The sequence below is a fragment of the Bacillus sp. XF8 genome (assembly GCF_017498755.1).
GTDB lineage: Bacteria > Bacillota > Bacilli > Bacillales > Bacillaceae_G > Bacillus_A > Bacillus_A bingmayongensis.
Window position 1 is genome coordinate 1 of the sequence record NZ_JAGDQK010000015.1, and the last position, 14,883, is coordinate 14,883.

Annotated in this window: 11 protein-coding genes and 1 pseudogene; all 12 read right to left on the bottom strand. The window is 35.8% G+C overall.

Features of this window, described 5'->3' with window-relative positions; translation table 11 throughout:
• A pseudogene (locus J4P91_RS09395) lies at positions 1–710 on the bottom strand (hypothetical protein); the annotation flags it as partial.
• A 196-nt stretch (positions 711–906) separates the two neighbouring features.
• Positions 907–1,446, bottom strand: a complete 540-nt coding sequence (locus J4P91_RS09400; protein WP_207993813.1) for a DUF3967 domain-containing protein — start codon at positions 1,444–1,446, stop codon at positions 907–909.
• A 244-nt stretch (positions 1,447–1,690) separates the two neighbouring features.
• Positions 1,691–2,071 carry an OsmC family protein gene (locus J4P91_RS09405; protein WP_207993814.1) on the bottom strand — a complete coding sequence of 127 codons (381 nt, stop codon included), beginning with the start codon at positions 2,069–2,071 and terminating at the stop codon, positions 1,691–1,693.
• Positions 2,049–3,473 (bottom strand): amino acid permease, encoded by a 1,425-nt coding sequence (locus tag J4P91_RS09410; RefSeq protein ID WP_207993815.1) that lies wholly within the window; start codon positions 3,471–3,473, stop codon positions 2,049–2,051. Before J4P91_RS09410 ends, J4P91_RS09405 begins: the two co-directional genes overlap by 23 nt.
• A gap of 233 nt (positions 3,474–3,706) precedes the next feature.
• A complete protein-coding gene (locus J4P91_RS09415; RefSeq protein WP_017149961.1) occupies positions 3,707–4,351 on the bottom strand; it encodes an amino acid ABC transporter permease in 645 nt (214 codons plus the stop codon).
• A complete protein-coding gene (locus J4P91_RS09420) occupies positions 4,352–5,008 on the bottom strand; it encodes an amino acid ABC transporter permease (protein ID WP_207993817.1) in 657 nt (218 codons plus the stop codon). It lies immediately after the preceding gene.
• Positions 5,009–5,074: 66 nt separating this feature from the next.
• Positions 5,075–5,911, bottom strand: coding sequence for a glutamate ABC transporter substrate-binding protein (locus J4P91_RS09425; RefSeq protein WP_207993820.1), 837 nt, complete (start codon positions 5,909–5,911; stop codon positions 5,075–5,077).
• A gap of 12 nt (positions 5,912–5,923) precedes the next feature.
• Positions 5,924–6,652, bottom strand: a complete 729-nt coding sequence (locus J4P91_RS09430) for an amino acid ABC transporter ATP-binding protein (protein WP_207993822.1) — start codon at positions 6,650–6,652, stop codon at positions 5,924–5,926.
• Between the two features lie 169 nt (positions 6,653–6,821).
• The gene (locus J4P91_RS09435) at positions 6,822–8,282 is read right to left on the bottom strand and encodes an alanine/glycine:cation symporter family protein (protein ID WP_207993824.1); all 1,461 of its coding nucleotides are present in this window, start codon (positions 8,280–8,282) and stop codon (positions 6,822–6,824) included.
• A gap of 164 nt (positions 8,283–8,446) precedes the next feature.
• Positions 8,447–9,418, bottom strand: a complete 972-nt coding sequence (locus J4P91_RS09440) for a phosphotransferase enzyme family protein (protein ID WP_207993826.1) — start codon at positions 9,416–9,418, stop codon at positions 8,447–8,449.
• A gap of 253 nt (positions 9,419–9,671) precedes the next feature.
• Positions 9,672–10,271, bottom strand: coding sequence for a TasA family protein (locus tag J4P91_RS09445; protein WP_207993828.1), 600 nt, complete (start codon positions 10,269–10,271; stop codon positions 9,672–9,674).
• A gap of 283 nt (positions 10,272–10,554) precedes the next feature.
• Complete coding sequence (locus J4P91_RS09450) at positions 10,555–14,796, bottom strand: S8 family serine peptidase (RefSeq protein ID WP_207993831.1); 4,242 nt, start codon at positions 14,794–14,796, stop codon at positions 10,555–10,557.
• Positions 14,797–14,883 lie beyond the last annotated feature (87 nt).

Sequence of the window (14,883 nt, forward strand, 5' to 3'; positions counted from 1 at the left end):
TCCTCTTGCTTTCTAGCTTCGGTCTGCTTTTCGGCTTCCTCTTGCTTTCTAGCTTCGGTCTGCTTTTCGGCTTCCTCTTGCTTTCTAGCTTCGGTCTGCTTTTCGGCTTCCTCTTGCTTTCTAGCTTCGGTCTGCTTTTCGGCTTCCTCTTGCTTTCTAGCTTCGGTCTGCTTTTCGGCTTCCTCCTGCTTTCTAGCTTCGGTCTGCTTTTCGGCTTCCTCTTGCTTTCTAGCTTCGGTCTGCTTTTCTTTTTCGTATGCCTCACTAACTTGTACTGGTTGTATTAAATTATTCATGTTGTTTAAAGTGTGATCATTGTCGCTGTCCTTTTTTCCTAACTTAACGAAAGTAGCTTCCTTGTGTACTTCGGTAGAAAAAATTTTTTCACTTGAATCTCTATAATTCTTATTTTGAGGTAAATCACTAGCGTGATCTATCTCAATTGATTGTTTCGAAATATTACCTTCATCTTCTGAATTCGAAAGCTTCTCTTTTAGTGATTGATCAGAAACATTATTTGTAACTTTTACGTTGGAAAAATCGCTCTTACTGGATTTTTCAGAATTTTTATCCTCACGTACATCCGCTACATGATTATTAGACTTATTCGAATTTGTTTTCTTGTTTTGAAAACTAACGCATATGAATACTGCAACCAGCACAACAGTTAGCAAGAATATTAAGCGTTTTTGTTGTTTATTTTCTGTCATAAACTACTCCCAACGCTCAAATTTGAGCTTTCCTTTTTGTGCACAATATTTACCTTAATAAAATCGTCAAAAAAAGTCTAGCATTTTCAAAAAGAAAGGAAACATACGTGATTCCACTAAAAATAAAGTGAAACTTTAATCAGTCGAGGTCTTACTGTCCGCGAATAGCGAGATAAATATGTATATAAATGTGATTTCAGTTCTTTTCAAAAAAGAAAGCTTTCCACCAAGGTTTCTTTTTTGATTTCGCTATTTCTCTTTTTACATTTTGCATCTCTCTAAGTAACTGTGTTAATGTACGATCTCTTTCTTCTATTGCGATACGCTCTTTTTGTTCTAAATGCTCATTTAATTTTTGATGTAGCTTACTTATCTCTTTACTTTGCTCCCGAATCATTTTCATAAGATTTTGATGAACATTATTTTCTTTTTCTAAATGTTTATGTATTCCTAATAATAGAGGGTCCTCATTACATGTACTCTCTTTGACTACCATCGCCGTGGAATTGCTACAAACTTTGTTCAAAATCTCTTTAATTTCTTCTTTATTCTTTCCTTGTTTATAGCATTGTCTAACCTCTTCTAGTGTAGAAATACATGTTTCATGAAATATATAAACGCCTTCTTCGTTACGCATATTTAAATATGACTGATAATCTTCTACATAGCGCTTTACCGTTTGAATAGGTATAGATGTATTTCGAGAAACTTCTCGAAGTGTAAACCATTTCCCCATGCCTTCTCACCTTTTCAATTAATTTATTACACTAAGATAAAAATAGATTATATCATTTATTCCTAATGTTAGTAATAAACTAATGAAGGTGTTGTAAAACTATATATACAAGTTAAAAAAACGTAAACGTCAAGTAACTCCAAAATATACAATAAAGGTTGATTTTAGAGTTACTTGACGTTTACTTCACTTTATACGATCTTATTCTCGATTTCTTCTGACTTTACATACCACTCACAAAAGTTCATTCACCCATTAACTCAACTGTTTCCGTAATTTTTATACTATCCTTCACAGATTGCGCAATCGTACAATTCTTCACGGCAAGTTCTAACGCTTTTTCTAACTGTACTTGCGTAATCCTCTCTGCCTTTATTTTATAGTGTAAATGAAGACTTTCTACCCGCCTCGGTAAAACTTCACTTCTTCCAATTTCAGTTTCAATTGTAAACGTATCATATGTAATACGCTTCTTTTCTAAAATTGTCCGAAATACAATTGCACTGCATCCTGCAATAGAAGAAACCAATAATTCTAACGGTGTATGTCCACTTTCTTTTCCAATAGACAATTGACCATTTGAAAATTCTGCTTTAATATCATCATGCTTGATTGTTAGTTTCATATGTTGATCCCATCTCCACTGTCGTAATTTGCTGCCGTTTCTTATTTATATAATAATACACGTAGCAGAAAATGATAAATGGAATGCCACAATATAGTGCCATACGCTGTTCCGGAATGAACGCTAAACTAATCACAACAATACTATTTGTAATTAACGCTAAAATTGGAACAATTGGATATAGCGGTGTTTTATATTTTAAGTCTTCTAATTTCCCGCCACCCTTTATATACTGGCTTCTAAAGCGAAGTTGTGACAATGCAATGATAATCCAACTTGAGACAGCTGATAAGCCAGCGATAGATAATAAGTACATATATACTGTATCTTCCGCCAAAAAGCTTGTTAGTAACGATAATGCCGCTACTGCAATTGTTACAATTAATGCTGTAATCGGAATACCACGTTTGTTTACCTTTTTGAAAGAAGCCGGTGCCATTCCTTCATTGGAAAGCGACCATAGTATACGTGTCGCTGCATATAATCCTGAATTTGCTACAGATAATAGCGCAGTAATAATAACGAAATTCATAATATCCGCTGCATATGGAATACCGATTTTATCAAATACAACAACGAATGGACTTTCAATAACTCCTGCGTCTTTCCAAGAAATTAAACCTACTAAAATCGTCATTGTTAAAATAAAGAACAACATGATACGCCATACTGTATTACGAATTGCACGTGGGATTGTTTTCTCCGGCTCTTGGCTCTCCCCCGCTGCAATCCCGATTAACTCTGTACCTTGGAATGAGAAGTTAACTGTAATCATTGTGAGAAGTACAGCAGCAAGTCCATTCGGGAACAAACCTCCATCGCTTACAAAATTAGAAAAAAGAGGTGCTGCTTCTTTTCCGTCATATGGTAAAAATCCTAATAACGCACTACCACCAAGAACAACAAATGCAATAATCGTAAGCACTTTAATACTAGAGAACCAAAACTCTAATTCTGCGTAACTCTTGACTGAGATAGCATTTGACATGTATAAAATAAAACCAAATACAAGACACCACACCCAAACATCAACAGATGGAAACCACCTTTTCATCATTAAACCGATAGACGTTAACTCTAAACCAACTGTAACTGCCCAGCCAAGCCAATACAGCCAGCCGATCATAAACCCTGTTCCAGGGCCAATAAACTTCGTCGCATATTTTTGGAAAGAACCCGAAACCGGCATCGCAACCGTTAGCTCACCAAGGCAAAGCATTGTTAAATACATAATAAATCCGCCCACTAAATAAGAAAGAATTGCTCCTCCTGGTCCCGCTTGGTTAATTGTATAGCCTGATCCAAGAAAAAATCCTGTTCCGATTACACCTCCAAGTGCAATCATAAATAAATGTCTACTCTTCATCGTACGATGTAATTTATCATTCGTTGTTTGCTGCATTGTAATCCTCCCCTATAAAAAACCCTCTATCTCTTTTTAAAATTTTCTGATAATAAAAATATACACGAAAGCGGTTACAATTTCTATATAAAATTAAAACTTTTCTGATAAAATATCATATTTTTTTATCCACCTTACAGTTACACTACTGAAAAGTAAATATCTTCAAAATCACATTTTCCATACTATGTAAAAAACATAAAAAAACTCTTACATCTTATTTTATGTAAGAGTTAACGGCTTTCTAATTTCCTAGACACAAGAGATAAACTATAGTTAACAACAAAATACATGCAAGCAACAAGTAGTAATGTAGGAATCATATAGTTTACATTTTGCCCATTAATAATTTGAGCGTTATGCATTAATTCTGGTAAGGAAATAACAACTGCTAGTGACGTATCTTTTAATAAAGAAATAAACTGGCTAACGAGCGGGGGTACCATGCGTCTCAATGCTTGCGGTAAAACAATATGCCAAAGTGTTTGTACGTATGATAATCCAGAAGCGCGTGCTGCTTCAATTTGTCCTTTTTCAATCGATAATAAACCACTGCGAACAATTTCTGATATCATTGCTGCTTCAAATATCGTTAAAGCAACAATGGCTGCTGTTGTAATTTCTAATTTCAGTCCGGCTTCTGGAAGTGCAAAATACGTAAAGAAAATAATTAAAAGTAGCGGTAAATTACGAATGATTTCAACGATAAAGGCTAGTAACTGTGATACGACTGGTATTTTTGTATATCGCAAAGTGCCGACTACACTACCAATAATAAAACTAAGCAAAATTGCTATAACGGCTATTTCTAACGTAACAAGTAGTCCTTTTAATAAAAATAAGATATGATCGCCTGTATAAGCACCTCGAAAATCCATTTACACCGCTCCTTTCGCTAAGCGTTTCTCAAAGTAACGCACAAGCATACTAAGCGGTACAGTTAAAAGTAAATAAAACATACCAACAAATATATACACATCAAATGTCACAAATGTTCTTGTTGAAATTAAATCCCCTTGATACATCAAATCTGCCCCAGCAATAATGCCAAGTATAGATGAGTTTTTTACTAAATTAAGAAATTGATTACCTAATGGTGGAATTACTATTTTAATAGCTTGTGGTAAAACGACATAATACATGGCTTGCACGTACGTTAAGCCAGAAGAACGCGCAGCTTCCATCTGTCCTTTCGGAACTGACAAAATTCCAGCTCGAATTGCTTCTGCAATAAATGCCGCTGTATAAACTGTAAGTGCAGCCGTACCAGCAACAAATCCATTTAATGTAACACCCATTACCGGAAAAGCAAAGTAAAATACAAATGCAATTAAAACGAGTGGAATATTCCTAACAAACTCTACATAAGCCGCGCCAAACCAATTCAAAACTCGAATGGGTGCAATTCGCATCACTGCCATAATAATGCCAAGAATGAAACTCCCAATCAGTGCGACAATACTGGACATCACTGTATATTTAAACCCTTCCAAATACAGATCAAGATTATTTGTAAGAATAGAAAAATCAGGCAAATGCTCCCCCCTCTTTCTTTACAAGAAGAGGATGAGTATCTCTCATCCTCTTACTCTTCCTATACTTTACTTCTCTGGTTTTTCACCAATCCATTTTTCATATAATTTATCGTACTCTCCATTTGCTTTCATTTCTTTTAATAAATCATTAATTGTCTTTGTTAAATCTGTTGCTCCTTTTTGAACGGCAATTCCATACGGCTCATCTGTAAAGATTTTTCCAACAACTTGATAATTTGCATCTTGTTTTGCCATCCCATATAAAATGGCATTATCTGTTGTAAGTACATCACCTTTTCCTGCTTTTAATGCTGTAAATGCTTCGCTATAATTTTCGAATTCTAGTACCGTTGCTTCTGGTGATTTTTTACGAACATTCTGTGTAGAAGTTGACCCTTTTACCGCCAATACTTTCACACCACTTTTCACATCATCAATACTCTTAATCTTGCTGCCTTTTTTCACAAGTAACGACTGCCCCGCTTTAAAATATACATCTGAAAAATCAACTTCTTTTTTACGCTCTTCTGTAATTGTCATCGTTGCGATAATCGCATCAATATCGCCGTTTTTCAACATTGGAATACGCGTTTTTGAAGTCACTTCTTTTAATTCTAATTTACTCTCATCACCTAGAATTTTTTTCGCAAGTGCTTTTGCTACATCAACATCAAATCCTTCTACCTTCCCTGTTGCAGGGTCTTTCAATCCAAATAAATTTGTATCATTCTTAACCCCAACCACTAGTTTTCCTCGTTTTTTAATTTGCTCTACTACATTTCCACCAGAAGATTCTTTAGATACTTCTTTAGACGTCTCCTTCTTACTTCCGCAACCTGCTATGATAAGAGTAAATAAACATGAAAATACAATTAAAACAAACAGTTTTTTCATTTTCAGCATGAAATCCCTCCTCTAATGATTTAACACTCGACTTAAGAACAATCGTGCTCTTTCTTGCTCTGGATTTGCAAAGAAGTCTACTGGCTTGGTATCTTCGAGAATTTGTCCTTCATCCATGAATATGATACGATCTGCTACTTCACGTGCAAATCCCATCTCATGGGTCACGACAACCATCGTCATTCCTTCTTTCGCTAAAGTTTTCATTACATCAAGCACTTCTCCTATCATTTCCGGATCAAGTGCAGAAGTTGGTTCATCAAATAGCATAATTTCTGGTTTCATTGCTAATCCCCTTGCAATTGCTACCCGTTGTTGTTGCCCTCCAGATAATTGCTGCGGATACACATTTGCTTTCTCTGGAATTCCTACTTTCTCTAAATAGTACCTTGCTGTTTTTTCCGCTTCTTCTTTTGAGACATTACTTACTTTTATCGGTGCAAGTGTAATATTTTGAAGTACTGTTTTATGTGGATATAAATAAAAATGTTGAAATACCATTCCAATATTCCGGCGCAACCTATTCATATCTGTTTTCGGATTATGTACTTCAACATCTTGTACTACTAATTCGCCTTCTGTAATTGTTTCCAATTGGTTAATGCAGCGAAGTAATGTACTTTTTCCAGATCCAGATGGTCCCACAATTACAACTACTTCTCCTTTTTGAACTTGTAAATTAATATTTTTTAAGACTTGAAAGCTACCATAAAACTTATTCACATTACGAAACGCAATCAATCCTTTTCCCCCTTTCTGCCTTATTTTCATCGTATTTTAACTTGGCCCAATTCTTAGTAAAGTGAATCTTCCCTGATTCAAATTTTATTCGGCCATGCAAATAGAAATACCCATTATTTGAACAATAACGGACAGATATACTGCCCGTTATTGTTTTACAAATACTCTATTATGACACTTCCTCTTTCTTATCTTTTCCGTATTCATGCTCCCAGAAATCAGCGTTTTTAATTCCTAGTTCCCGAGGATCGAATACAGGATCTTTTCCTTCTTTCTTCTGCTTTTCATAGTCTTTCAATGCAAGAAGTGCTGGTTTTTGTAATAATAAAATTGCAATGATATTAACCCATGCCATAATCCCTACACCGATATCACCAAGCGCCCAAGCAGTTGCTGCTGTTTTGACACAGCCGTAGAATACAACACCTAAGAAAACAATTTTTAAAACAAGTGACATCCATGGACGGTCTTTATCACGATTTAAATAGGCAATATTCGTTTCTGCAATGTAGTAATACGCCATAATCGTTGTAAAAGCAAAGAATAATAGGGAAATCGCAACGAAACCGTTTCCAAATCCAGGGAATACAGATTCTACCGCAGCTTGTGTATATCCAGGACCAGGTTCTGCACCATTCAGTTTATTCACAATGAAATTTTTTCCGCTTGCATCAAATACGTTATACATGCCTGTAATAATCATCATAAACGCTGTTGCAGAACAAACGAATAATGTATCAATGTAAACGGAAAATGCTTGCACAAGGCCTTGCTTTGCTGGATGCGATACTTCCGCAGCTGCCGCAGCATGTGCCCCAGTTCCTTGACCAGCTTCGTTCGAATAAATACCACGTTTTACTCCCCAAGAAATTGCTAAACCAATAATCCCTCCAAAAGCAGCTTCTAATGCAAATGCACTTTTTATAATTAACATAAATGCTTCTGGTAACTTTTCAATATTCATAAACACGATTATGCAAGCAACAAGTATATATCCAACCGCCATAAATGGCACAACAACTTGTGCTACGTTAACAATACGCTTAACCCCACCAAAAATAATAAGTGCTAATACAACAACTAATATTGCTCCTGAGACAGATGTATTAATACCAAAAGCTGTTTCCAAACTTAAGGCAATACTATTTGCTTGAACACCTGGTAGTAACATACCTGTCGCAAGGATTGTAGCAGCAACAAACACAAGTGCATACCACTTAACCCCTAAGCCTTTTTCAATGTAATACGCTGGGCCACCACGGAATTGTCCTTTGTGCTTCGTTTTATATATTTGAGCAAGTGTTGATTCTACATAAGCAGATCCCGCTCCTAAAAATGCCACAGCCCACATCCAAAAAACAGCTCCCGGTCCACCAAATGCAACCGCTGTTGCTACACCAGCGATATTCCCTGTTCCAACGCGTCCTGATAGAGAAAGTGCTAACGCTTGGAAAGAAGAAACACCCGCTTCTGACTTTTCCCCTTTAAATGTAAGCCTCACCATTTCACCTGCATGCCTAACTTGTAAAAACCTCGTTCGTATTGAAAAATATAGACCTACTCCTAAACATAAATAAACAAGTGCGGGGCTCCATACAATATTATTTAGCCAAGCAACGAAAGCCTCCAATCCATTCCCCCTCCTCTTTGATTTATAAAGAATATTCAGAATATATAAAAATTATAAATGTATCTATAGTCTATGACAATATTATTTTGATAAAACAAACATATTTTTGTATAAAAAAACAAAGTATATATTCGAAATATATACTTTGTTACGTTGCATGTGTATTATATATTCACAATGGCTTCCTGCTTTATAATCCTTTCATAAATTGTGTCCGCTAGTTTTTGAAAATATGCTGGCATTTCTTTCCCCTTAAATTTTTTCTGAATCGTGCCATACAAACCGACATCACGAAGTCTAAAAAATAACGGTAGCGATTCATACCAAATTTCTGCTAATTGGTGTTCAGATTCATATCCTTTTCTTAGCGCCTTTAATTGGTTACGAGCAAACAATGTTTTCTCTTCTTCTGTCCAATTTGTTGTAAGAACAGAATAATAGCTAACCATTGCTAAATCATGTATAAAATAATTATAAGTCGCATCATCAAAATCAAAAATCGTTAACTCTTTACCATCGTAATGAAAATTCCCTTGATGAATATCACCATGCATAAGACCAAACGTTGTCTTTTCCACAGGAAGAGTCTTTATCTCTTCCATTAATTTATAAGCAATACTTTGCACTTTTTCATCCTCTAACTCATCAATAATTGCTTTTTCTTCTACTTCCCATGTATCTCGATATTCCGTTTTTGGATAATCAATTGTAAGACGATGAAGCTGACCAATCGCTTTGCCCCATGCTTCAAAAAGACCGTCTCCCCAATATATTGATGTATCTCCTTTTACTCGTTCTCCTTTAGCATATACAAATAAAGAAGTGTAAAAGAAAGTTCCATCTACCGCTTGTATCCCTTCTACAAGTTTTCTAGATTTTGAATAATATGGTCCAGCAATCTTAGCTCCATGTTCTTTGAGATACTGTAAAAAATCTAACTCTGCTTCCACTTGTTTTTCAGACCGATGAGAAGAGTGAGTTAATCTTAATACGTAAGATGCTCCTTTTTCATCCTTTGCATGAAAAATATAGTTTTCAAAATCACCAAGCGGTGTTTTCTCCACTGTAACGTTAAATAAGTTTGCAGCTTCTTCTAAAATTTCATTTGTAAAAACTCGTTCTACAGCTATTTCCATATATACCCCTCCTTTATGTATCTCTTAATTAATTCGCTATGAATATGAAAAATACTGCTACGAATGTAAGTAAAACGTATAAATCCTATCCAATAATAAAAAAACAGATTGATTTATCAAATCAATCTGTACGATATTTAGAGAATTTATCAAAAAAGTGTTTACATAACAACTAAAGATATAGTTCTATCAAGAATAGCACCCTTCCAGTCTCTATCAACTTATTCTTGTATAAGAACAGTAATCTTTACATTTACTTATCCTCACCTTCTGTCTGCATTGAGTTGAAAGTCCAATTCAAATTCAATGCATCTCCTTGAAATACATTTTGATCTTCACCGTTATCTACAAATGTAAACATCACATAGAAAGTATCATCATCACCAGGAGCAAGTCCATTTTCTTCTTGAGCTATAATGCCTTTTTGTACAAGATCAGGAACGCTTCCATTTTGCGTGGCTTTTTTCAACTCAGACAATGTAGTAGACCAAATAGGCACTGAATTTTTATCCAAGTTCCACAAGAAATCGACACGGATGTGATCACCGAAATCAGCATTTCCATTATCTCCTTTAGCATCTGTTACAGTATAATCTGTAAGAAGTTTCACGTCTCCTATCGCTAAAGTGCCTTTGTTAACTAGTTGAAAACCACGCTCCATTTCGTCACCTGGCTTAAGATTATCTACATCAATAACAACTTTAGGATCAACACTCAAATCTAAAGTACCAGCTGCAAACGTGTTATTTGATACTTCTTTATCACTGAAATACGCATACGTTCCTCCCCCAATTAAAGATAAACCAAGAACCGCAGTCATAGCCCCCATACCAAGCTTTTTCTTAAGACCCATTTCAACAATCCCCCTATTTTAAAAATTCAAATTATAGATAACGTATCGATTCTACAAAATAATAAACAAGCTAGTAACTTATCTCACGTTAAAAGATAACCAATTTTAATTACTTAATGTGTAAATTCAATTACCAAAACACATTTCACTATTGAACTACTTAAAGAAAAACCGGTAACGTTACAATGAAGCATTACCGGTCCTCATTACTTATGGAAGCACATCCCTAATTGGTTTTATAGTAGTTGTTTAATAGCATACTGTACTCCAAAATTATACCTACTTATTTTTTCGGTTCCAATCCAATCGAGCGTAAGATTTTCTCTAACGTCACTGGTCCCACATTTTCTTTTGGTTTCTGATTTTCTTTAGCATCTGGACCCTTTTTCAAGAAGTTCTTCTCGATAAAGCGAATATCTGTTTCATTCACAACACCGTCTTGATTGATGTCACCATCTTTGACAGCCACTTTTCCTTTTTCATATGATAGAGCTGCGATTCTAGCATCTTGAATATCCACCATTTTATCGCCGTTTACATCACCTGCAAGGTTATCATCCATATAAGCTCTAAAATATTGCCCTACTAATTCCCCGTCCTGCATTTTACCTATTTTTGTTGTTAATTTGCTATTTAAATGACCCGGCATTTCTACAAAAATATCGTATTCTTTATCGCTTACAGGAACATTATGAATTTCAAATTGGCCGTTATCATCAACCGTTCCTGTGTATTTCTTTCCATCCTTGCCAACCGCGTACACTTTTGCTCCTAGTTTTGTGTAGTCGTTCTTATTTAGATATCCCTCTTCATTCAAGAATGCTTCCGGACCAATATATCCTGTAACCGTTGAATGCTTCGAAACAACAGAAAAGGCTTTCTCTTTAAAAATAGGAATCTCAACAGACTCTGATGCACCAGCTTTTGTATAAGAGAATTTATCTGCTCCAAATACAGTTAAATCATTAAAATATTCATCGCTCGTCATTTCGAATGTAACATCTAAAAATGGTGTGTCTCCATCTAATCCCTTAAATTCTGCTCCTTCTAAAGAAGCGCCAACTTTTACTTTATTTTCCCAATCTCCTTCTTCATTTATCGCCGGATCTTCTAACTTGATATTTAATCCATGTTGTTTTGCATATTCCGTAAGAGCTGGATTTGGTTTAACATCTGTAAATTTAAATAGCTGTTTACTATAAGGAATCTCAAATGTACCTGACATAAGTTGTTTCACATTATTGAGATTTAAAGTTAACGTAATTTTTTCTCCTAATTTTATTTTATCTTTATCATAGCTTGGAACGGCGTATTCTGTTCCTTCTTTAACAAAGGTGTAATCTTTAAATCCATTCCCCATATTCCCTGCAGTTGCGAGGTCATATCCAAATAACCTTAAATTAAGCGGTTCATTGATTTCCTCTGGAAGTACTCCAAATTTAAAATCACCATTGGCTTGAATTGTATTCAACCAACCTGACGGAAAAGCAGAGTTTTGGTAATATACAATTTCATTAGCCTTTTGGTCATACTGAAGGCCTTTTGCCTTTAATGCATCCACGGTAGAATCATAAATATTACCGTGTACCCATAATGCACGCTGACCATCTTCTTCTTTGAACATGGACTCATTTACCTCATGAACACCAGGTTGCACGTCAGCAAATTTCACTTCAGGTTTAACATTATCAATAATTGCGCTATCTCCTTTCGTATAAGATTCCCCTTCTTTATCGTATCCAACGAAGTCCAGTTGGTAATCTCCATCAGGCAACATAACCCGCTTGTCTCCAATTGGATGATTCGGATCTCCTGTAAATGGGAACACATATCCTCCCATACCATCGAACATCATATATTCAACATTCGGTGTTAGATTGCTGGCATTAAGTGTACCGACAATTCCTAACGCCTTTCCTGTTTTTCGATCCTTCACAACTGCATCAATGGTTTCAATTGGACTATTTAATTTAAATGTCAACGGTGAGCTCGGTCTTCCCATAAATGGATGGAAGTTAGATGCATCTGTCGCCATTGCATCTCTAAGCAAATCTACAGTTGCAATTCCTTTTTCTGTGAATTTAACTGCGAATGGCACTTGATATACTTCTTTTTCATTATTTTTATTTGCAATATGAATATACCCTTCATATCTACCGAATTCTGCATTTTCTGGAATGATAATTTCAGGACTAATTTCCCCTGATGTACCAGGAGCTACTTTAATAGAATCTTGTATATTCAATTTCACACCATTTTTCGCTGCATCCTGCACACCTACACTCGTTGGTGAAAACTCTACTTCTAATTTGAACTCTTTTTCTTCTATTTTATTATTGTTTTTAATGAGAACTTTTCGGTTATCTTTAATTGGCCCATTCGCCAATTGCGTTTTATAACCGAATGCAATAGAACCCGTTTTCTCTTCAATTTCTACTTCTTCATCGTTTATGATATTTGTTGTTTTATCAATAACTTCAATAAATGTATCCGCATGAACTGCACGATAAGCATCAATTCGTCCTGATCCTACTTCAAATACAGAACGCTCTTCTTTTAAATCAACTGCTGTATTCATAAGCGCCTCTTTTACTTCAAACGGACTATAGTTTGGATGTTCGTGTAAAATTAATGCTGCTACCCCCGCGGTATGAGGAGTTGCCATAGATGTACCCGACATACGCCCATACGCTACCGGATAATTTTCACCATCCTTTGGATCATTAATATATTCAGGAACAGTAGAGAAAATAGACACACCCGGCGCTACAATATCTGGTTTAATATCATCTGTTTTATTTGCAGGACCTCTTGAACTGAAATCAGCTAAGTGATCTCCCTCTGTCTTTGTGTTACTCAGTTCTCCAAAAGCTAAAGATATATCTCCTTGTGTAGCTTTTGCTTGTAATTTCTCACCATCTGCTTTTGTTAAGCGGAACGATGGAATAGATGACGTACTTTCTCCAAGATAACTTGTGATTTCACCATCCACATTGTTATACACAATGACAGCTTTTGCGCCTGCTTCTTTCGCATTTTTAATTTTTTCATCGAATGTAATCTCACCACGCTGGATAAGCGCTAACTTTCCTTTTACATCTTTCCCCATAAAATCACCTGATTTTCCAAGCCCTGCATATACAACAGATAAAGATTGACCTTTTAAGTCCTCAAGTTTATCAGTAAAGCTTTTTCCAAGCAGCATCATCTTATCCACATGTAAATCACCTGCATCAGCCGAAAATGTTGGAATGGTCATCGCAGCGTCGCTCGCTCCAACTGTAATCGGAAGTGCCGCCGCACTAGGTGATCCAAGAGTCCCTTCTTCTGGGCCACTATTTCCTGCCGCCACAACTGTGACAACACCAGCTAACATTGCATTGTTCACTGCCACAGAAGTAGGATATAAAGGATCATTAATAGATGCACCTAGTGATAAATTAATAACATCCATATCATCTTTCACTGCTTTATCAATCGCAGCAAGAATACCATTTACTTGTCCGCTTCCATATGGCCCTAATACACGATATGAATATAAATCGACATCAGGGGCAACTCCTTTAACCGCATAATCTACGTTATTTTTTTGGTCTGCAGCAATGGTTCCAGCTACATGAGTACCATGAGATGTATAATATGCACTTCCATCATAAATCTCCGGATAACCTCCGGAATTTTGCCAATCCTTATACGTTGTTTCCATCGGATCAGCATCGTTATTAACAAAGTCCCACCCTTTTATAGAGTTCGGATCTACTTTTGTTGGATCTTCCCCTTGTTTTGCACGATATCCTTTATATGCATCTTTTAAATCAGGGTGGTTATAATCGATACCTGTATCTAATACCCCCACCTTAATTCCTTTACCTGTTATTTTTTCCTCGTGAAGCTTGTCCACACCTATTTGTGGTACGCTATCTGCCATTTTTGGCTGGACAGCAGTCTTAGCTGTTTCTTTCGGCAAATCAATTTTGACCTCCTGATCTTCCCATACGCGCTTAACAATACCAGTACGAACTAAATCTTCAATCATATTCCCAGGTAAGGACATTGCCACACCATTAAAAGCATTCTTATATTCTCTTGTTATTTTGGCAGATTTGAAATTTTCCCCTTTATCTTTCTTTTTCCGAAGCTGTTCGAGCTCAGATTTAAATCCTTTATGAGATGCTTCCACCTTTTGTTCCGCAGTCGAAAGAGCTAGTTTTTTTCCTTTAGCTGCTTCTTTTAGTACCTCAATTTTAGCAGGAGCTTGCTTGAACTCTACAATTACATTCACATTATCAGGACTTGCTGTATTAATACCTGGTGAAATAACAAAACCCGGTTTTGCATCTAATGTTTTTAAAGCATTACGCTGTTCCTTTGTAAGTCCTTTCAATATAGAATTCGCATCATCAATTCCAGTTAAAGTAGATGTATTCACCTCTTCTGCCAATACGTTATATGGAATTCCTTGAGACAATAACATACCAGCAGTCAACGTTCCAATAAGAATCTTTCCAAATTTTCCTCTCTTCATATGGCATCCCCTTATCATTACAAAATTATTTTTTCTAAACGAATTAATTCTCAAAACCTTGTTCAGCATTGGCAATTCTATTAATCT